This is a genomic window from Flavobacterium saliperosum, assembly GCF_900100625.1.
Lineage (GTDB): Bacteria > Bacteroidota > Bacteroidia > Flavobacteriales > Flavobacteriaceae > Flavobacterium > Flavobacterium saliperosum.
On record NZ_FMTY01000001.1, the window covers coordinates 171,185 to 191,771 of the forward strand.

The window sequence follows — 20,587 nt, forward strand, 5'->3', positions numbered from 1 at the left end:
TAAAAAAGCCTGTGTTACATAGCGTAGCACAGGCTTTTTTTATTGGAAGTAGTTGGAATACTCTTTGAGATGGGCATCGATTTCGGAGATGACTGCTTCATCGTTTGTCCCGTCCAACTGATTCAACTTCATCTTCAGGGGCAATAAATAATTGTGTAATTGATTGTGGGCTTCCCCAGTCATCGTACACTTCTCGAAAATCATCTGAAACTCGTTTTCCAAAGCTTCTTTCAAAACCGCTCCGGTGGCTTCCTGTTTGCGTTCCGAAATAATTTTCTGCATGTTTTTAATGCCTTCCGTCGTTTCCGGATTCGCTACCCACAACTTTCCGTTGTCAAGTGTCACTTCTTTCGCTTCATGAGCCGATTCTGCGGTTACTTCGGTTGTTACTTCTTCTGTTTTTTCGGGTTCATTCGTAGTGTTCTTACAGGCTGCAAGACTTAAAAACAAAAGCCCCAAAAGGCTTACTTTCTTCATAGTTATCGTTTTAATTAATTATAAATTATTTCCAAAAAACATCTTTTTCGTTTTCAACAAATTCATCTTCATGGTGTATTTCGGCTATTTTTACCAATTGTTCGCGTGAGGCGACTTTCTGTACTTCCGGAAACAAAACACGTTCCTCAAACCGAATGTGTGCTTCCAGTTCTTCTTCAATTAATCCTAAATTTTTCTCAATATTTATTCCCTGATTAAAAAGCCTTCTTAATCTTCTGTGCTCGGAAAGTGCTTTTTTAACCAACTCATTGTCACTTTTCAAAATGGAGAAAACGTATTCTTCTTCCAGTTCAAAATGCGGTAGTAAATAGGTCGTATAAAACCAATCGGAATATCTTTTTATGCGTTCCGGAGCAATGTTTCTGGAAAATCCGGTTCTTATTTTCCAACACAGTAATAATCCATGATGATGCTCCCGACTTAACGGCTGCAATTCTTTTACTCTTTTTAATGGTTTTGTCTCTAATATCATTATCTCTCTTTTTAAATTCCTCCAAACCGTACAAACGAGCCCAGAATAAGCATAATCACTCCGATTGTGGTTACGGAGAGTATATGAACACTCATTTCAGGCAATATATCGGGATTGTTTTTTAATTTAGGAAGCACCCGAAACTGGGCACTTAATGCAAAAAGTACCGTCACAAACAGCAAGGCTAATTTTACGGAAACTACTTTTTCTATCGGCGTGGCAAAATGAAACCAGCTTTCCACTCCTACACCGTAGTTATACGCCATTAGGATTCCGGTAATGACCAATAAAGCCAAAGCTGGCATTCCTACCGGCTCGTATTTTTTTTCATATTCCAGAATAATGTGCTGTTTTTTTTCCTTGAGGGCTTTCGGTAAATACGCAAAAACAAGCATCAAATGTCCTCCTACCCATATTGCGGCACAAATCAAATGTACAATTAACAAGAAGTGATGGTTCATTTTAAACTGTTTTTCAGATTGGTGTTACTAAAAATAATCATAATAATCCCAACCACCAACCAAATGCTGGACAGAAACAGGTTTTGATGGTACATGGGAATTTCATCCAAGCTCAAAAACAGATTGGCACCCTGTGCAAACAACAGGAATTCGGTAAGCACAAACCCCATCAGGAAAATTTTAATCCCGTACTCCGAAAAACGGTTATTCCGGTTAATGACTCTGCCGTTCAATAAAAAGCCGAGTAAAAATCCGGAAATAATGCCCAACATAATCATGTGAATGAATCCGATAACAAAATTTCTAATCTGATGTGACACCAAAGCCATATCCGGAAAAATAACCACCAACTGTACCAGTACTTTCAATCCTAAAGATAACAAAGCAAAGCTGTACACTATTTTTTCGATTTCTTTAAGCTTAGCGTAAAACGCCCCGAATTGCGGTCGCAGCATCAAAACCAATTGCACAAAAGCTACCAATTGAATCAATACACCTGCACCGTTGATCCAAGCCAGCATCGGACTGGAAACAAACCAGCTCACCGGCAGGGCAAAAGTTAACACTGTGCCTACAATCAGTAATTTGTAAAAGGAAAAGAAAACACGATTTTCCACTTTGACTTTCATCTGATGGAACAACAAGGCCAAAACCGCAATAATGAACCAGCCGTTAAACTGAAAATGAAGAAAAAACTGTATGGCAATCTGATAAAAAGCACTCGTTTTTCCCAACAAACCAACAGCCGGGCCTAAGCACCAAACGCCGCAAGTGGATAAAATCATGAAAAACAAGGCGGTTTTAAGCAGATAGCGTTCGGCTAAAGATTCAATTTGCTGATGTTTCCATACCAACCGAACGAAATAATAACTTGAAAAGATATGCAGAGTCGAAAAAATAATGGAAAAAACGGCGTATCCCTGAAGCGGGAAAGCCACCATCATTCCGATAACAGCAACTTCCGTTATCCAGAAAAGACGGTTGAATTTCTGCTCCGTTTCTTTATCTTTCGGAATAAAAAAATGATAAATCAACGCAAAAAGCGCCAGATACACCCAGCCCAACATGGCAATATGGGAATGACCGTGCAAGAGAAACTGGTAATTTACGTTTGCAACAGGAGCCACAAACTGCAGGCGCAAAAGCAATCCCATCAGTGCGGCTATTAAAAAATTACCAAAACATATCAATATCCATTTTTTAAGCATAATCAACCTCTAAAGTTTACTTGTATAGTTCTTGTGGTGAAAAAATTCTTTTCAATTTCACGCGATGATCGGGGCAAATCCCCAATGGTTTCCACATTATTCACAAAGTGCTGAATGTAATAATCGCCACTGTATTGTTTGTTTTCCAGATAGCGAATCATGGAGCGAAGTTCCGGCTCATCGATTAAATCCGAATGAAAAGTGGTGCGCACTTCGAACGGAATTTTATTTTGCAGTAATAAATGTAAGGATTTTTCGAATGCCGAAAACAAATTCGACTGCGTCACCTTTATGTATTTTGATTCGGAGGCTTTAAAATCGAGCGCCACAAAATCAATCAGTTCTTTTGCCATCAGCTGTTGTAACACTTCCGGATTAGAACCGTTGGTGTCGACTTTAACATCAAAACCCAAAGCTTTAATCTGCTCCACGAAAGGAATCAGATTTTTATGCATCGTACATTCCCCTCCGCTAAGGACCACGGCGTCCAATAAATTTTTTCTTGTCGTTAGAAAAGCAAGTACCTCATCAAACGAAATTTTGCCTTTTCCCAAAACAATTTCGGGATTATAGCAATAGAGACACCGCATGTTACAGCCTGTAAACCAGAGAATACAGGCCGATTTATGCGGATAATCCAGCAAGGTGAAAGGCGTTATGCTAAAGATGGCTTTAGCTGCATTTTCTTTCTGTAAAATGGGTACGTTGTTTGTGTTCACCTTTTTTACCGATATTAAAACTTTCTACGGGTCTGTGATAGCCCATTACACGGGTATAAACCAGGCATTTTGTTCTTAAATGCTGATTTTGTTCTAAGATTTCATTACTGTTCTTCATATAGTTCACTTTTGTGGTTTTGTAGTAAGGCATCGTCACATTTCGGACAGTATTCGTGTTCGCCGGTCAGATAACCGTGAACGGGACAAACACTGAACACCGGCGTAACGGTGATATAAGGCAGTTTGAAATTACTCAATACTTTTTTCACGAACTGTTTGCAGGCTTCTGACGAACTGATTTTTTCGCTCATGTACAAATGCAATACCGTTCCTCCGGTATATTGGCATTGTAAATTGTCCTGCATCAGTAAGGCTTCAAACGGATCTTCGGTATAATTTACCGGGATTTGCGAACTGTTGGTATAATAAATATTGTCGCCTTCTCCTGCCTGTAAAATATCGGAAAATCGTTTTTTGTCTTCTTTCGCAAAACGATAAGTGGTTCCTTCCGCCGGCGTGGCTTCCAAATTGTATAAATTTCCGGTTGCCTCTTGAAATTCTTTCATTCGGTTGCGGATGTGTTCTAAGATTTCCATGCAGAATTCGGCACCAAAATCGGACGTGATGTCTTCTTTATCGTAGGTAAAATTCCGAACCATTTCGTTCATTCCGTTCACCCCAATCGTAGAAAAATGATTTCTGAAATGCGGCAGATACCGTTTCGTATACGGATACAAACCACGCTCGTACATTTCCTGAATGAAGATTCTTTTTTTCTCTAAAGTCGATTTCGACAATTCCATCAGCTTGTCCAATTGTTGGTACAACGCTTCTTTATTGCCTTTGAACAAATAACCCAAACGTGCCATGTTGATGGTCACCACACCGATACTTCCGGTCATTTCCGCACTTCCGAAAAGGCCGTTACCGCGTTTCAGTAATTCCCGTAAATCAAGCTGCAAACGACAGCACATACTGCGAACCGCATTGGGTTTGTAGGCATTCGGATTTTCAACGCGATTGCCGTTTTCATCAAGAAAATACTGACTCCCGATGAAATTCTGAAAATACGACGACCCAATTTTGGCCGTGTTTTCGAAAAGCAAATCGGTATTCTCGCCGTTCCAGTCGAAATCTTCCGTGATGTTTACCGTTGGAATCGGAAACGTAAACGGTTGTCCGTTCGCATCGCCTTCGGTCATTACGGTGTAATACGCCTTGTTGATTAGGTTCATTTCCTGTTGAAAATGTTCGTAACGCATTTCGGTTAAAGAAGAAACGCCTCTTTCTTTGGCACGATTCAAAACACTTTCATCGGTAATATTATCGAATAAATGCTGATCGTTTTTCGTCGGAATCTGCTCTTTCAAATCGGACGGTACTACCCAATCCAATGTAATATTGGTAAAAGGCGATTGCCCCCAACGCGCCGGAACATTTAAATTGTAGACAAAACTGCGTACCGCTTTCAGCACATCATCAAAAGAGAGATTATCTTTAAAAACATACGGTGCTAAATACGTATCAAACGAACTGAAGGCCTGAGCACCCGCCCATTCGCTTTGTAAAATTCCGAGGAAATTGGCCATCTGACCCAAGGCTTCCCTGAAATGCGAAGGCGCTTTGCTCTCCACCCGGCCGCGAACGCCGTTGAAACCGTCGTTCAGTAACACTCTTAAACTCCATCCGGCGCAATATCCGGTAAGACAATCCAAATCGTGAATATGAACGTCACCATTTCGGTGGGCATAACCTTCCTCTTTGGAATAGACTTTGTCCAACCAATAATTCGCGATAATTTTTCCGGCGACATTATTTACCAAACCGGCGTTGGAATACGAGGTGTTGGCATTGGCATTGATGCGCCAATCGGTCTGACTGATGTATTCTTCAATGGTTTGCGTACTGTCTACATAGGTAGTATCATCGTTCAATCCTTCAATGTGTTCGCGTTGCAGTTTTCGCGTATGACGAAACAACATAAAAGATCGCATCACCGAAAAATATTCTTTCTGAAAAAGCGTTTTTTCGATCATGTCCTGAATTTCTTCCACGGCCCAAATGTCTTTGATTTCGATGGCCGTCATCACACTTTCGAAAACACTAACATCGAACGGAATGGCGACACTATTAAAACTTTTTGCGATGGCGTCTTTTATTTTAAAATTCTCGAATGGTTTATACTCCCCATTTCTCTTGATAACGAATTTTTCCATACGTTCGATGTTATTGTGTTTTACTTTGTGGTATTAAGTATAATTAAATAGAAAGTGCTTTCTCTAATTCCTGTGCTTTTGGAAAAAGAATGTTGTTTTCCAAATGGATGTGTTTGTGTAAATCCTGTTCAAATTCCTGTAACATGGCAAAGGTTACTTTGTAAGTGTTGCAGGCATCAGCCGGCGGCGTGTAATCATTCGTTAATTCAACAATTCTTCTGAAACGTTCGCCTTCGGCATCGTGTTCGTGTTTCATCATGGCAATCGGGTTATCCACCGTTCCGAATGATGGCATTTCGATTGTTTCATTGTTCATTGTTGCTTTTACCAGTCTTTTGATAAACGGAAACAATATCAATTCTTCTTTTTTCATGTGTTGCGCCAATTCACCCGCACATCCTTTGAATAAATCGTAAATTTCAAAAAGCTCCGGATGGGCATTCCCGTGTACTTTACATAATTTATCTAAAAACTGAAGCAGGGTTGGTGTTTTTTCCTCCACATAACGGTGATGCGTTTTTTCAATGTAATCAATCAGTAAATCGGTTGGCCAGGATTTAAAATCAATTCCGCCATCTCCTTTTGTATTTAATACCGAAGAAAGTTCATTCTGAAGAATAGCAACATCCATTCCTTTGGCATCGCACACTTCTTCTAAAGTTCGGTGACCTTTACAGCAAAAATCAATTCCGTATTTGGAAAAAACAGCGGCTGTTCTGAAATCTTCTGCTACATATTCTCCAATAGTCATTTGTTCAATCGCATTCATAATCAATCGTTTTAAATTTATTTACATACAAATTTACATATTATTTTTAATTAAGGACAAAAATATCTTTTATTATTTTTCAACATTTATTCTGGATAAAATATTTGTTACCCATACCATACAAAACACAATTTTTTATATTAAATAATAAAGCGGAAAAAATTACCTGAAAAATGACATTTGTCATGTTCTTATTTTAAATCTAAAACGACATTTGCATAATAAAGGATAAAATAGTCCTTTATCTAAAATTATTTTTTTAACAAACAAATACTAATCATTATGCTTTCAAAATCACAGGCCAGAGCATTCTTTTTAGGCGGCACGGTAGTCACCTTTCTGATATTTATCGGATTGACCATCTATTCGTTCATGCCTGCTAATGATCAGTCAAATTACTCCAAGATTGACAAAAAGGTTATTAGAGGGAAGGAAATTTGGGAATCAAACAACTGTATGGGTTGCCATACACTCTTAGGAGAAGGCGGCTATTATGCCCCGGAACTCACAAAAGTAATTGATCGACGCGGAGAAGGTTACGTAAAAGCAGTGCTTATGTCCCCTATTCCTTGGGCTCCAAAAGGGCGAAAAATGGTAAAATACAACATGAATGAAGCGGATGCCGAAGCTGTTATTGCCTTTTTGAAATGGAACGGACAAATCGACTTGAACGGATTTGACCGAGTTGTATCACCTTTAGCTAAGGATAACAATTAAATCTTACACATTATGAAATATAAATCACAAAAAGTAGCCTATTGGTTTTTTGGATTATGCATGTTGCTTTTATCATTGCAGATAATCTACGGATTCATCATGGGCTTTGCCAGAATTGGTTTTGACGGACTACACGATTTTATTCCGTTCAACACCGCCAGAGCCGTTCACACTAACCTATTGGTTGTTTGGCTTTTAACCGGATTCATGGGTGCTGCCTATTATATTATACCGGAAGAAGCACAACGCGAATTGGTGAGTGTAAAACTAGCCTATGTACAGTTAATCTCGTTAGCCTTGGTTGGTGTTGCCGCAGTAGTCGGATACCACTTCAATCACTGGGAAGGTCGTAAATTTCTTGAAATTCCGAGAGAATTGGACTTTTTAGTAGTCGTAAACGTATTACTATTCCTCGGACTGATTCTGGCCACCTTATACAAAGGAAAACAGAGAACCACAACCGCCATGGTACTTACGATGGGATTGGTCTTCGCCGCTTTGCTTTACATTCCGGGAATGATCTGGTTTGACAGTCAGGTAATGGACTCGTTCTTCCGTTGGTGGGTAGTTCACCTATGGGTTGAAGGGGTTTGGGAATTAATCATGGGAGGTATTTTATCTTTCTTGCTAATCAAACTAACCGGTGTAGACCGTGAGGTGATTGAAAAATGGTTGTACGTGATTGTGGGTCTGACTTTCCTTTCCGGATTATTAGGAACTGGTCACCACTACTATTTCATCGGAGTAAACAAAATCTGGTTGGTTGTAGGTGGTATTTTCTCCGCTCTTGAACCATTAGCGTTCCTTGCCATGGCATTATTTGCAGTGAACATGTACCGAAAAGGTGAAAAAAGTCACCCGAACAAAATTGCATTGTACTGGACAATCGGCGCTTCCATAGTTTCGTTCATCGGAGCAGGACTATTAGGTTTTGCACATACTTTACCACAAACAAATTTATACACCCACGGAACTTTAGTAACGGCGATGCACGGTCACTTGGCTTTCTGGGGCGCTTATGCGATGATTGTTTTAGCGATTATCAGTTATGCGTTACCGAATTTAACCGGACGTAAACGTTATGACAGCGCACAAGGCCGAATGGCGTTCTGGTTATCCAACATCGGAATGATCGGAATGACGGTAGCCTTTGGTGTTGCAGGTGTTGCTCAGGTATATCTGGAACGAAAAATGAAAATGGATTTCATGGATGTACAAAACGAAATCAGTATTCACTTTGTGGTGCTTATCATCTGTGCAACCATGTTTACCGTAGGGATTTCGCTATTCATCTACGACTTCATTAAGTACGGAAAACCGAGTGATGAAGCCTTAGAAGAAAAGCACAACAATGTGCCTTCAGGCAAAAAAATAAACACCATTCCTAACGGAAAAACTGTTTATTCAGAAGAAACAAACTAAACTTTATAATACGTTTCATTCTTGTTAACGAAACCTGTTCTGTTGGTTACAGCAAATGTCACTGCCTGTAGGCATAGGAATGGGTTTCGTTTTTTTAAAACAAAAAATCATGGTACAAACTATCCCCTATTATCACGCTACCGGTCGTGAAGAAGAAGTCTTCACACATGCGTTTAAAAACAAAATTCCCTTCTTACTGAAAGGACCAACGGGAACAGGAAAATCGCGCTTCATCGAATACATGTCGCACCAATTGGAACAACGGATTATCACCATCAGTTGTCATGAGGAAACCTCGGCTACCGATTTGATTGGACGATTTATCATCAAAGGTGCCGAAACCGTTTGGCTGGACGGACCGCTAACCACTGCCGTAAAAGAAGGCGCCATCATCTATCTGGATGAAGTGGCCGAAGCCCGTCCGGATGTAATAGTCGCCATTCACTCGCTTACCGATCACCGACGCGAATTGTTCATCGATAAATTAGGAGAAACCGTAAAAGCACACGACAATTTCATGTTGGTTGCTTCTTTCAATCCGGGCTACCAACGCGGATTCAAAGAACTGAAACCCTCTACCCGTCAGCGTTTTATTGCTGTTTCTTTCGAATATCCCGAACCAAGAGTGGAAGCAGAAATTCTGATAAACGAAACGCAGGTCGATGCCGATATTGCCAAAAAACTGGTGAACATCGGAAACAAAATCCGAAACCTGACCGAATTGGGCTTAACCGAAACCGTTTCCACCCGATTGTTAGTCGATGCCGCCAAATTAATTCACAGCGGATTACCGAAACGATTGTCGGTACACGTTGCGGTGGTGGAACCGTTAACCGACGATTTGCAAACATTGGAAGCCTTAAAAGACTTGTGTGACCTTATGATTTAATGAAATTGAACGGTGCTCAGTAACTGATTACTGACTACCCAACACATAATACTGAAAAAATGGGACTAGAATTAGACGAATTCCTCTACGGAAAAATCGTAAAATACTTCAAGAACAATAAAAAAACAGATGCCGAAACCCTCAGCAAAACTGTATTTCTGAACGATATCAAACCTCGGTTAACACTTTTGGCAAGCGCATTAACCGGAAAACCTATTGAAATTTTTCCGGCCGAACGTGAAGGCGGTTATAAAAACAACAGCTTTTTCCTTCCCATCTCTTTCTCGACATTACGCTCTTTTGAAGAAAATCTTTCCTTTTATCTTTTCAGAACACTCTACCTCAGCGAACAGAAAGCGCTCGATTTAAACTGGACCAACGAAGATCCCTCTTTGGAAATTTCACAACAGAAAGCCTTGGAAACCGCACCGGTGGTTTTGGAAAAAATCTTCAGTGATTATCCGGTTACGAAAAAAATACACGAAACGATTGCCACGCATTTTCAGCAGAAAGCTACCGAAAAATCGCCGGCTGATTTCTCCTGGTTGTACGGAAAATGGATGAAAAACGAACCGGAAGTCAAAACCGATAATCCACTGCAAAACTTTTCCGATAAGGTAAAAAACGCTGCCGAAAAACAACCGAAAACCGTCATCAAAGCCACTGCCGTAGAAGAAGTCATCACCCTGGAAGTCGACAAAAAACAACAGGAAGATTACGTGATGACCCACAATTTTGAAAAAGTGGAAACCGTCGATGAATTCAGCGGCAACTGGCGGGATTTTGACGGTTCCGATGAATTGGAAGACCATCAGGATGCGTTGGAAGAATTGAGCATGAAATTTACCGTTCGTGTGGATGACATCGCGCATTCGGTGTATCAGGCGGAATTTATCGAAAACACCACCATTTCCGAAAGTGCTGAAACCGATGAAAAAGGCTTCCACTTAAAATACGACGAATGGGATTACAGCAAATACGCCTACAAAGAAAACTACTGCAAGGTCTATCCGAAAACACAATTGAAAACGGATGCCGATTACTATAAAAATACGATTACCAAAAACGCTTCAACCTTAATGGGTTTGCGAAAAATGCTGACCAATGTGAACAACAAAATGCAGCAGCAACGCCGACAAACTCAGGGAGAAGAATTCGACATCGACGCCATTACCGATTTGTTTGTGGACGTGCATTCCAAACGCACACCTTCGGAAAACATTTATATCTCCAACCGAAAAAAAGAAAAAGATTTATCCATTTTACTGCTTTTGGACATCAGTCTTTCCAGCGACAGTTATGCAGCCGGGAATCGTGTTTTGGATGTGGAAAAAGAAGTTTCGATTCTCTTCGGGGAAATCATGAACGAATTCAACATCGATTTTTCCATCGACAGTTTCTATTCCAAAACCCGAAACTATGCTTCTTATCTGACACTGAAAGATTTCGATGAAAACTGGAACACCGCCAAACATAAAATCGGTGCTGTTTCCCCAAGCGGTTATACCCGAATTGGTGCCGCGTTACGCCATGCCGGAGCTAGAATGGATACCCGAAAAACCAAAAACAAATGGATTATCCTGATTTCGGACGGAAAACCCAACGATTTCGACAAATACGAAGGCAAACACGGCATCAATGATGTAAAACAAGCCTTGCGGGAACTCAACGAACGCAACATCAATTCGTATGCCTTGGCGATAGAGGCTCAGGCGAAATATTATTTACCGCAGATGTTCGGACAAAACCATTATCAGATTCTGACCACACCGGTGGAACTTTTACAATCCCTGGTGAAATTATACGAAAAAATCAAACATCAAAAATAACCCGATCATGAACGATACTCAAAATAACACTGCCATTCCTGAAGGACACCCGGTTCACACCTATTTTCAGGAAACCGACATCATTCATAAATTACTGGAAGAACTGTCCATCACGAACCCGATGACGGAAGCGCAGAAGTTCTTCAATATTTTTAACGAACTGTACAGCATTGAAAAACGTTTTCAACGCAAAGAGAATCAATTATTCCCTTATTTGGAAAAACGCGGTTGGAATGGACCTTCGCAAGGGATGTGGTCCTTTCATGATAATTTGAGAGACCAATTCCGATTGATGCGCAAAGACATCGATGCGAGGGATTTTGACACTATTAAAGTCAACACACCCTATTTAATTAACGGGATTTACCGACTGATGCAGGTGGAAGAAACCGTATTGTTCCCGAATGCCCTGGAAATTTTAACCGATGCCGATTGGATAGAAATGCGTGCCGGCGAAGAAGAAATCGGATGGATGTTGCCTAAAGCGCCGCTTCCCTATCCTAAAGAAGAATATGTGCATCCGAGTCAGGATTTCACCCAAAGGGAAATGACGTTTTCATTGGAAAACACCACGCATTACGACGAAGGATACATGACGGTGGAACAGGTGAATTTACTTTTGAAAACCATGCCGCTGGACATCACTTATGTGGATGAAAACGACAAAGTGATTTTCTACAACCGTGGCGAAGAACGTGTTTTCCCGAGAAGTGCCGGCATTATCGGACGTGAAGTACGTTTTTGCCATCCGCCTAAAAGTGTGGGAACCGTATTGGAAATTCTGGACAAATTTAGAAAAGGGGAACAAAACGAATCCTCTTTCTGGATCAATTATAAAGAACGGCTGATTTACATCCGCTATTTCGCGGTTCGTGATGCTGATAAAAACTACAAAGGCGTGATTGAAATGTCTCAGGACATTACCGACATCAAAAACATTGAAGGCGAAAAACGACTATTGGACTGGAAATAATTAAAAGACACGGTCATGAAAAGTGCTAAGAAACCATCTTCATCAATGTTATCGTTCCAAACTAAATCGGCTTTAATTCTGTTAGCATTGTTCTCTTTGGGATTCAGTGAACGCAAAGCAACCGATCCGGAAATAAACACTCCTGACGAAGCCTTAAACGAACTGATCTACGGTAACAATCGTTTTTTGGATAACGCCATGATTTACACCGATTATCAGGAGCAGATTCAAAAAACCAAAAACGGTCAACATCCCCACAGTTTTGTGTTGAGCTGCATTGATTCGAGAGTACCGCCGGAAATTATTTTAGATCAGGGTATTGGGCATTTATTCGTAGCACGTGTAGCAGGAAATGTGGAAGACGATAACATTTTGGGCAGTATGGAATATGCCGTGGAAGTGAAACATACCAAACTGATTTTAGTTTTAGGTCACAGTCATTGCGGTGCGGTTCAAGGTGCTATTGATAATGTTAAACTCGAACATTTAACGCAACTTACCGAACAAATTAAGCCGGCTTTCAGCAAACACAATACCTACCCGATTCCGGAACATATTGCCGAAGAAACTTCTAAACAAAATGTCCGTTTGACAATGAAACAAATTTATGAAAACAGCGCCACCATAAAACATTTGGTAGATGAAGGACACGTTAAAATTGTAGGTGCTTATTACGACATTCATACCGGAGAAGTCAACTTCTTTAAAAATTAAACCAAATGAATACTACAAAAATCGATTATAAAAACATTTACTATCCTCCGGGAGGCATCCTGATCTGGATTATCATTTTCCTGGAACTGATTACTTTCGGAATGGCTTTGGTTGCTTTTGTGTATGACGGCACAAAAAATTATGAAGTCTTCCACCAGTCCAAATTACAGTTAAACACCACTTTAGGATTAATCAATACCGTATTTCTGCTTACCAGCGGCTATTTCATGGCCAAAGCGGTTCATGAATTTGAACATAAGAACATTTCGAAAGCTTCTTTATACCTTAAAATTACCGCTTTGGGCGGATTGCTTTTCATTGTGGTGAAGTTCTTCGAATATTCGGCTAAAATCGAACACGGATTAACACCGGACACCAACAGTTTTTACATGTATTATTGGCTGCTGACCGCTTTTCATCTGATTCATGTTCTTGTAGGCTTGGTAATTATACTGTGGACCAATTACTCCATGAAAAAACCAAATTCCACAACCGAAGCAGAAGATGTGAAAACCTGCGGCGCGTTTTGGCACATGTGTGATTTGATTTGGCTGTTATTGTTCCCGGTTTTATACTTAATCTTTTAAAAAATGAAAATCTCAAAAGAATATACCTTCATCGCTTTGCTGGCTCTCACTTTAGTCTCAGGTTTTGTCACTACGAAAACAACAGAGGGTAAAACCTATGTCTATTTGATACTTTTAATCCTCTGGGCAGCCAAATTTATTTTAGTGGCTTTTGAGTTTATGGAATTGAGACAGGCAAATGTGTTCTGGAAATTGACTTTAGGCTTCGTTTTAGCACTGATTCTGACAATAATTTTACTGCTTTTGTAATTTTTTTTCGGAAACCTGATAAATATCATGTAAATAAAAGACAATTTTGTCTTAAATTTGAAGTGTTAATTACAACTATATATTTATAAGCCAATTTAAGAAGCTATTAGGGCAAACCTAAAATCGATTTGGAACAAAAAATCAAAGAAATAGTTTATTAGTTAAAAAGTAAGCATTTCCAAATTACTTCTTTGATGAATAAGAAAACAGGATGTTTAGTCAGGCAACCTGTCAAAATACCCAAATCTTAGAATACCAACACTACTGCAGTTGGGAAAATTAGGTAAAATTGGTTAAAAAGCCCTGTTTTTATAATGAGACAGGGCTTTTTTAAATAATAGCAAAAAATTAATTATGTTATGAAAAAATTAAAAATCACGTTTTCTTATGATTGTAATCATAAAAATTTAATATAGGAATTCGTACATTTGCTTAAAACCTTAAATATTCAGAATATGAACAAGTTTTCAATTTTTGCCATCATTTTCAGCTTCACTTTTTTCGCCTCATGCGGTGGAGATAAAAAAACAGAACAGGACGCTTCAAAACCCGTTACAGAAGAAACGGACGCAGCAGCAGCATCAGACCCGTCTTCTTACGATCCAAACAGAGGGGAAGGAAAATACGATACTGTCGAATTGGGTGCCACTTTAGATCAGGCTATGGCTACTAAAGGAGAAGAAGCTGCCGGCGTGAAATGTACTTCATGTCACAAAATGACCGATGAAAAATTAGTTGGTCCGGGATGGAAAGGGGTAACCGAAAGAAGAAAACCGGAATGGATTATGAACTTCATTACCAATCCTGACCCAATGATCGATAAAGATCCGGAAGTACAGGCACAATTGGAAATCTGTTTGGTAAGAATGCCTAACCAAGGGCTTTCCGACGATGAAGCCAGACATATCTTGGAATACATGCGCAAAAACGATGGCGTGAAATAAATAAAACACCCCCAATCAACGTAAAACGATTGGGGGTATTCTTAATCTAAACAGTAAAAAAATGAAAAATACATTTGTCAAAGCAGTCGCAGTGGTTGCTTTAGGGAGTGCTTTGGTGACTTCCTGCAAACCAAAAAGTTCCGGCGATGCCGTTAGTGGTGATGCCGCTCAAAAGGCCTACGTAGCTCCGGGTAAATATGACGAATTCTACAATTTCGTTTCCGGTGGTTTCAGCGGACAATTAAGCGTTTACGGACTTCCGAGCGGAAGATTATTCAGGGTAATTCCGGTTTTCTCGGTAGATCCTGAAAAAGGATGGGGTTACAGCGAAGAAACCAAACCGATGCTAAATACCTCACATGGTTTCGTGCCGTGGGACGATTTACACCATACCGAAATGTCGCAAACCAATGGTGAAATTGACGGACGTTGGGTTTTTGGTAACGCAAACAACACGCCGCGTATTGCCCGTATTGATTTGAAAACATTCAAAACGGCCGAAATTATCGAATTGCCAAACAGTGGCGGTAATCACTCCTCTCCTTTTATTACGGAGAATACGGAATATGTAGTAGCGGGAACTCGTTTTAGTGTACCGGGAGATTATTCCAACGGAGATGTACCAATCAATACGTACAAAGAAAATTTTAAAGGGCACATCAGTTTTGTGAAAGTCGGAAAAGAAGGGGAAATGGATTTGGCGTTCCAAATCGTAACACCAGGTGTTAACTTTGACCTTTCCCATGCCGGAAAAGGAAAATCGCACGGATGGTTCTTCTTCTCGTGCTACAACACGGAACAGGCAAATACACTGTTGGAAGTGAATGCTTCCCAAAAAGACAAAGACTTTATCATGGCGGTGAACTGGAAAAAAGCCGAAGAATACATCAAAGCCGGTAAAGGAAAAAAACAATCGGTAAAATATGCCCATAACACATGGGATGAGAAAACACATACCGCTAAATCGGAAATCAAAACCGAAGTATTGGTATTGGATTCTGCTGAGTTAAAAGACATCTGCTATATGATTCCTTGTCCTAAATCACCTCATGGTTGTGACGTTGACCCAAGCGGAGAATTCATTGTAGGTTCCGGTAAACTGGCAGCACTAATCCCTGTATTTAGTTTTGACAAAATGCAATCTGCTATTGCAAAAAAACAGTTTGAAGGCAATTATGGAGGCATTCCGGTAATCAAATACGAAGCAGCGTTGCACGGAGAAGTGAAAAAACCAGGATTAGGTCCATTACATACCGAATTTGACGGAAAAGGAAATGCGTATACCACTTTCTTCGTTTCTTCTGAAGTGGTTAAATGGGATATTAAATCGTTAAAAGTTCTAGACAGGGTTCCAACTTATTACTCTGTTGGGCACTTAATGATTCCGGGTGGTGACAGTAAAAAACCGTTTGGAAAATATTTGGTTGCTTATAATAAAATCACCAAAGACCGTTATTTACCAACAGGTCCTGAATTAGCACAAAGTGCACAGATATTTGACATCAGCGGTGATAAAATGAAATTGATTTTGGATTTCCCAACCATTGGAGAACCACACTATGCCCAGGCTGCTCCAGCGGATCTGATCAGAAACAACGGTCAGTTGAAATTCTATAAAATCGGAGAAAACAATCACCCTTACGTAACCAAAGGGGAAAAAGAATCAAAAGTGGTAAGAGAAGGAAATAAAGTACATGTGTACATGACCTCTATTCGTTCTCACTTTGCTCCGGATAACATTGAAGGTATCAAAGTAGGTGATGAAGTGTACTTCCACGTAACCAACCTGGAACAAGATTGGGATGTACCTCACGGTTTTGCCATCAAAGGAGCCGACAACGGAGAATTACTAATCATGCCGGGTGAAACCACAACACTGAAATGGATTCCTAAAAAAGTAGGTATGTATCCAATGTACTGTACCGATTTCTGTAGTGCACTGCACCAGGAAATGTCGGGTTATGTCAGGGTCTCCCCTGCCGGAAGCAATGTACCGATAACGTATAGCGTAGGTACCAATTTGCCTGCAACGAAATAACTTTAATATCAAAAAGGGGCAATGTTGAGTTGTCCCTTTTTTTAAATCATATACCATGACAACAGCAAAAATTTCCTTAGTATCAAAGGTACTGCTTTTGATTATTTCAGCTTTGTTCGTAGGCTCCATATTTGTTCCCATGTGGCAAATTGAACTGAACGCCCCTCAATATCCTGAAGGATTGGTTTTAAAATTGCACGCTAATAAAATAGGCGGAGACGTTGATATTATCAATGGACTGAACCATTACATCGGTATGGCTACTTTGCACACCGAGAATTTCATCGAATTCAAAATATTACCGTACGTTTTTGCCGGATTCGGACTAATTTCCCTGCTCCTTATTTTCATTGCAAAACGAAAAGCCGTATTGGTTTTTTTCATAACTTACGTACTTTTCGTAATCTTAGCAGGAATTGATTTTTACCGATGGAATTATGAATACGGACATAATCTTGATCCGAATGCTGCAATACGAGTACCCGGAATGGCTTATCAACCGCCGCTTATCGGATACAAACAATTGCTGAATTTCGGTGCCTATTCCATTCCAGACATCGGGGGCTGGATGCTTGCCGCGGCAGGGTTATTCCTCTTTGTTATAATTTTTAAGGAATATGAACTGTTTAAAAAGAAAAAATAAATATCTGTTTATGAAAAGAGTTGCATTTATTCTGTTTACAATCAGTGTTCTGAATTCCTGCAATTCAAACGAACCCAAACCCATAAAGTTAAATTCGGATAGCTGCGATAATTGCAAAATGACCATTTCCAATGGTAAATTCGGAGCCGAACTGATTACGGAAAAAGGACGGCATTACAAATTTGACGACATTTCCTGCATGGTGAAGTTCGCCAAATCCGGAACAAGCGTTCCGGCAAAAGCCTTTTATGTTAATGATTACCTGCAGGACAATACATTAATAGCCGCCGATAAGGCATTCTATCTGAAAGACGGCACCATTAACAGCCCCATGAGAGGAAACATCGCTGCTTTTTCCTCCAAACCGGAAGCGGAACAATATCAAACCAAACTAAACGCCGCACCATCATCATGGGATGAAATTTTTAATTCGTTGCAATGAAATCGCCACTAAGAACAAATTTTGCATTTGCAAAATCCTATAAATAAAAAGGCGATAACATATATGACCTCTTTACAATTATATTTTTCATAGATGAAAATTATTTTCTTAGCATATTTTCTTTCCCTTTCCGTATTGTGTCAGGCTAAAACCATATTGGTTGGAAAAAACCAGCAGGTAAAAAGTATCAAAGCCGCTATTGCACAATCTTCTGACGGAGACACCATTGTTGTTCATAACGGAATCTACAAGGAAGGACGTATTTTAATAAACAAACAAATCATTCTTATCGGCAAAAAATTCCCGATACTGGATGGTGAAAACAAATCGGAAATCATATCGGTAAACGCTGATAATGTTACCGTTAAAGGGTTCAAAATTATTAATTCAGGCCATGCTGCCTTGGAAGACCCTTGCGGAATAAGGGTTTATGATAAGAGTAACGTGGTTATTGAAAACAACATCCTCGACAACAATTTCTTTGGCATTTATATTCAGAACAGTAAAAACTGTCTTGTAAAAAACAACACCATCAAGGCTTACGGCAAGGACGAACAACTGATTGGCAACGGAATACATTGCTGGAAAAGTGACAATCTGCAGATTATCGCCAACAAAATATCCGGTCATCGCGACGGAATTTATTTTGAATTTGTAACCCATTCGGTGATTTGGCGCAACATTTCTTTCAACAACATTCGGTACGGACTGCATTTCATGTTTTCCAACGATGATGCCTACATCACCAATATTTTCAAAAACAACGGTGCGGGTGTTGCGGTTATGTTTACCAAGAACGTAAAAATGTTTAATAACTATTTTGAAGAAAACTGGGGTGATTCGGCCTACGGTTTGTTGCTGAAAGAAATTGCCGATAGCTATATTTTCAACAATCGTTTTTCCAGAAACACGTCGGGCATTTACATGGAAGGAACTTCACGCATCAAAGTGGAAAAAAACGTGTTTCAGTCGAACGGCTGGGGAATGAAAATTCAGGCCAGTTGTATGGACAACGAAATTGTCAATAACAATTACCTTAAAAACACTTTTGACATCAGTACGAACGGAAGTCTGGTTTTAAACACCTTCAACAGTAATTATTGGGACAAATACGAAGGGTACGATTTGGACAAAAACGGTATAGGCGATGTACCGTATCATCCGCTGAGTTTATTTGCGGTGCTAACCGAAACAAATCCTTCCGCCATGCTACTGTACCGAAGTTTCATGATTACGCTTCTGGACAAATCCGAAAAAGTACTGCCCAGCATCACGCCGGATAATTTTATAGATAATACGCCATTAATGAAGTCATTGCCCCTATGATACACATCAAAGATTTAAATAAAAAATTCAGGAAATTGGAAGTGCTGAAAAATGTAAACCTCAACTGCAACAAAGGAGAGTGCATTGCATTGATTGGTCCGAACGGCTGCGGAAAAACCACCCTGATAAAATCCATATTAGGAATGGTGCTTCCCGATAAAGGCCAGATAACTTTCAACGAAAAATCGATTAAAAACGAATACCTGTACCGGGAAAAAATCGGCTATATGCCGCAAATTGGGCGTTATCCCGACAATATGACCATCGGTCAGGTTATCGACATGATTAAACAAATCCGAAACACCAATCAGGAGTTGGATGAGGATCTGCTGAAAGCGTTCGAACTGGAAAAAATGTTCGACAAACAAATGCGCACCTTATCCGGAGGAACCACCCAAAAAGTGAGTGCTACCTTAGCGTTTTTATTCAATCCCGACGTCTTGATTTTAGATGAACCCACGGCCGGTTTAGATCCGTTGGCCTCCGAAATTCTGAAAGACAAAATCATCAAGGAAAAAGAAAAAGGAAAACTCATTCTGATTACCTCACACCTTTTGAGTGAATTGGACGATTTAATTACCGAAATTATTTTCATGCAGGAAGGCAACGTGCTGTTCCACAAAAAAATAGCCGAATTGAAATCGGAAACCAACGAACACAAAATCTCAAAAGCGATTGCTAAAATTTTAAAGCGCACAAAAAATGAACCGAATCATTAAAATCATTTTACTGGACATTCTCAAAAACAAAATCGTTTTGGGATACACCTTTATTTTGGCCATTCTGTCCTGGAGTTCGTTTGCTTTGGAAGACAATTCGGCAAAAGGATTGCTTACCATTTTGAATGTGATTTTGTTCACCGTGCCATTGGTCTCCATACTTTTTGCAACCATTTACCTGTATAACAGCTCTGAATTCATTGAACTTTTACTCAGTCAGCCCGTAAAACGCCAGAAAATATGGCTCAGTTTGTTCATTGGCCTGTCCTCCTCCATGGTTTTTTCCTTTTTTGTTGGAGCCGGGATTCCTTTGTTGGTCAACTCCCCGGACAACATTGGTTTTATGATGATAATCGTTGGCTGCTTGGTTTCGGTGATTTTTGTGGCCTTGGCTTTTTTAAGTTCCATACTCACCAGAGACAAAGCCAAAGGAATCGGAATCGCTATCATGATTTGGTTGTACTTTGCCTTACTTTTTGACGGTATGGTACTGTTTTTATTGTTCCAGTTTGCCGACTATCCGATTGAAACCGCCATGGTGGGAATCACCGCTTTAAGTCCAATCGACTTGGCGCGGATTCAAATACTGTTACATCTCGATGTTTCCGCCATGATGGGCTATACCGGAGCAATTTTCAAAGACTTTTTCGGAACCTCAACAGGTTTAATAGTTTCGTTTCTGTTATTGTCGCTATGGGCTATTATTCCGTTTTTTATTTCGCTTAAGAAGTTCAACCGGAAAGATTTGTGAC

23 protein-coding genes are annotated in these 20,587 nt (G+C 39.9%); 15 read left to right on the forward strand and 8 right to left on the reverse strand.

Going from position 1 to position 20,587, the window contains the following annotated elements; all coding sequences use genetic code 11:
- Nucleotides 1-39 precede the first annotated feature (39 nt).
- The 8 genes from BLQ05_RS00855 to ric are packed head-to-tail and all read right to left on the reverse strand — an operon-like array spanning nucleotide 40 to nucleotide 6,343.
- Nucleotides 40-477, reverse strand: a complete 438-nt coding sequence (locus BLQ05_RS00855) for a hypothetical protein (protein WP_023575253.1) — start codon at nucleotides 475-477, stop codon at nucleotides 40-42.
- A gap of 25 nt (nucleotides 478-502) precedes the next feature.
- Entirely contained in the window at nucleotides 503-970 is a 468-nt protein-coding gene (locus BLQ05_RS00860) for a hemerythrin domain-containing protein (protein WP_023575254.1), read from the reverse strand.
- 11 nt (nucleotides 971-981) lie between these two features.
- On the reverse strand, nucleotides 982-1,431 hold the full coding sequence (locus tag BLQ05_RS00865; protein ID WP_035653817.1) for a CopD family protein: 450 nt from the start codon (nucleotides 1,429-1,431) through the stop codon (nucleotides 982-984).
- Entirely contained in the window at nucleotides 1,428-2,585 is a 1,158-nt protein-coding gene (locus BLQ05_RS00870; RefSeq protein WP_023575256.1) for a hypothetical protein, read from the reverse strand. Before BLQ05_RS00870 ends, BLQ05_RS00865 begins: the two co-directional genes overlap by 4 nt.
- 56 nt (nucleotides 2,586-2,641) lie before the next feature.
- The gene (locus BLQ05_RS00875; protein WP_051365705.1) at nucleotides 2,642-3,358 is read right to left on the reverse strand and encodes an anaerobic ribonucleoside-triphosphate reductase activating protein; all 717 of its coding nucleotides are present in this window, start codon (nucleotides 3,356-3,358) and stop codon (nucleotides 2,642-2,644) included.
- Nucleotides 3,312-3,509 (reverse strand): anaerobic ribonucleoside-triphosphate reductase, encoded by a 198-nt coding sequence (gene nrdD / locus BLQ05_RS13920; protein ID WP_394359133.1) that lies wholly within the window; start codon nucleotides 3,507-3,509, stop codon nucleotides 3,312-3,314. The genes BLQ05_RS00875 and nrdD overlap by 47 nt, the downstream gene beginning before the upstream one ends.
- On the reverse strand, nucleotides 3,463-5,574 hold the full coding sequence (locus BLQ05_RS00885) for a ribonucleoside triphosphate reductase (RefSeq protein ID WP_023575258.1): 2,112 nt from the start codon (nucleotides 5,572-5,574) through the stop codon (nucleotides 3,463-3,465). The genes nrdD and BLQ05_RS00885 overlap by 47 nt, the downstream gene beginning before the upstream one ends.
- 43 nt (nucleotides 5,575-5,617) lie before the next feature.
- Nucleotides 5,618-6,343 (reverse strand): iron-sulfur cluster repair di-iron protein, encoded by a 726-nt coding sequence (gene ric, locus BLQ05_RS00890; RefSeq protein ID WP_023575259.1) that lies wholly within the window; start codon nucleotides 6,341-6,343, stop codon nucleotides 5,618-5,620.
- Between the two features lie 282 nt (nucleotides 6,344-6,625).
- On the opposite strand from ric, the gene BLQ05_RS00895 reads away from it, so the two are divergent.
- The 15 genes from BLQ05_RS00895 (at nucleotide 6,626) to BLQ05_RS00965 (ending at nucleotide 20,586) form a co-directional block, all read left to right on the forward strand.
- Nucleotides 6,626-7,060 (forward strand): c-type cytochrome, encoded by a 435-nt coding sequence (locus BLQ05_RS00895; RefSeq protein WP_023575260.1) that lies wholly within the window; start codon nucleotides 6,626-6,628, stop codon nucleotides 7,058-7,060.
- Nucleotides 7,061-7,072: 12 nt separating this feature from the next.
- Nucleotides 7,073-8,482 (forward strand): cbb3-type cytochrome c oxidase subunit I, encoded by a 1,410-nt coding sequence (locus tag BLQ05_RS00900; RefSeq protein WP_023575261.1) that lies wholly within the window; start codon nucleotides 7,073-7,075, stop codon nucleotides 8,480-8,482.
- A 109-nt stretch (nucleotides 8,483-8,591) separates the two neighbouring features.
- Nucleotides 8,592-9,371, forward strand: coding sequence for a CbbQ/NirQ/NorQ/GpvN family protein (locus BLQ05_RS00905; RefSeq protein ID WP_023575262.1), 780 nt, complete (start codon nucleotides 8,592-8,594; stop codon nucleotides 9,369-9,371).
- A gap of 59 nt (nucleotides 9,372-9,430) precedes the next feature.
- Nucleotides 9,431-11,200 carry a nitric oxide reductase activation protein NorD gene (locus BLQ05_RS00910; RefSeq protein WP_023575263.1) on the forward strand — a complete coding sequence of 590 codons (1,770 nt, stop codon included), beginning with the start codon at nucleotides 9,431-9,433 and terminating at the stop codon, nucleotides 11,198-11,200.
- A gap of 7 nt (nucleotides 11,201-11,207) precedes the next feature.
- Nucleotides 11,208-12,173: a DUF438 domain-containing protein gene (locus BLQ05_RS00915; RefSeq protein ID WP_023575264.1), complete on the forward strand. Its 966-nt coding sequence runs from the start codon at nucleotides 11,208-11,210 to the stop codon at nucleotides 12,171-12,173.
- A 15-nt stretch (nucleotides 12,174-12,188) separates the two neighbouring features.
- Nucleotides 12,189-12,887, forward strand: a complete 699-nt coding sequence (locus tag BLQ05_RS00920) for a carbonic anhydrase (RefSeq protein WP_023575265.1) — start codon at nucleotides 12,189-12,191, stop codon at nucleotides 12,885-12,887.
- Nucleotides 12,888-12,892: 5 nt separating this feature from the next.
- A complete protein-coding gene (locus BLQ05_RS00925) occupies nucleotides 12,893-13,474 on the forward strand; it encodes a cytochrome c oxidase subunit 3 (protein ID WP_023575266.1) in 582 nt (193 codons plus the stop codon).
- A gap of 3 nt (nucleotides 13,475-13,477) precedes the next feature.
- Nucleotides 13,478-13,723: a cytochrome C oxidase subunit IV family protein gene (locus BLQ05_RS00930; protein ID WP_023575267.1), complete on the forward strand. Its 246-nt coding sequence runs from the start codon at nucleotides 13,478-13,480 to the stop codon at nucleotides 13,721-13,723.
- A 455-nt stretch (nucleotides 13,724-14,178) separates the two neighbouring features.
- Nucleotides 14,179-14,667 (forward strand): c-type cytochrome, encoded by a 489-nt coding sequence (locus BLQ05_RS00935; RefSeq protein ID WP_023575268.1) that lies wholly within the window; start codon nucleotides 14,179-14,181, stop codon nucleotides 14,665-14,667.
- Nucleotides 14,668-14,728: 61 nt separating this feature from the next.
- Nucleotides 14,729-16,705, forward strand: coding sequence for a Sec-dependent nitrous-oxide reductase (nosZ, locus tag BLQ05_RS00940; RefSeq protein WP_023575269.1), 1,977 nt, complete (start codon nucleotides 14,729-14,731; stop codon nucleotides 16,703-16,705).
- A gap of 55 nt (nucleotides 16,706-16,760) precedes the next feature.
- Nucleotides 16,761-17,348: a hypothetical protein gene (locus BLQ05_RS00945; protein WP_023575270.1), complete on the forward strand. Its 588-nt coding sequence runs from the start codon at nucleotides 16,761-16,763 to the stop codon at nucleotides 17,346-17,348.
- A gap of 10 nt (nucleotides 17,349-17,358) precedes the next feature.
- Nucleotides 17,359-17,790 carry a nitrous oxide reductase accessory protein NosL gene (locus BLQ05_RS00950; RefSeq protein WP_023575271.1) on the forward strand — a complete coding sequence of 144 codons (432 nt, stop codon included), beginning with the start codon at nucleotides 17,359-17,361 and terminating at the stop codon, nucleotides 17,788-17,790.
- Nucleotides 17,791-17,883: 93 nt separating this feature from the next.
- Nucleotides 17,884-19,116 carry a nitrous oxide reductase family maturation protein NosD gene (locus BLQ05_RS00955; RefSeq protein WP_023575272.1) on the forward strand — a complete coding sequence of 411 codons (1,233 nt, stop codon included), beginning with the start codon at nucleotides 17,884-17,886 and terminating at the stop codon, nucleotides 19,114-19,116.
- Complete coding sequence (locus BLQ05_RS00960) at nucleotides 19,113-19,835, forward strand: ABC transporter ATP-binding protein (RefSeq protein WP_035653819.1); 723 nt, start codon at nucleotides 19,113-19,115, stop codon at nucleotides 19,833-19,835. Before BLQ05_RS00955 ends, BLQ05_RS00960 begins: the two co-directional genes overlap by 4 nt.
- Nucleotides 19,819-20,586: an ABC transporter permease subunit gene (locus BLQ05_RS00965; protein WP_035653821.1), complete on the forward strand. Its 768-nt coding sequence runs from the start codon at nucleotides 19,819-19,821 to the stop codon at nucleotides 20,584-20,586. The genes BLQ05_RS00960 and BLQ05_RS00965 overlap by 17 nt, the downstream gene beginning before the upstream one ends.
- Nucleotide 20,587: the final 1 nt, after the last annotated feature.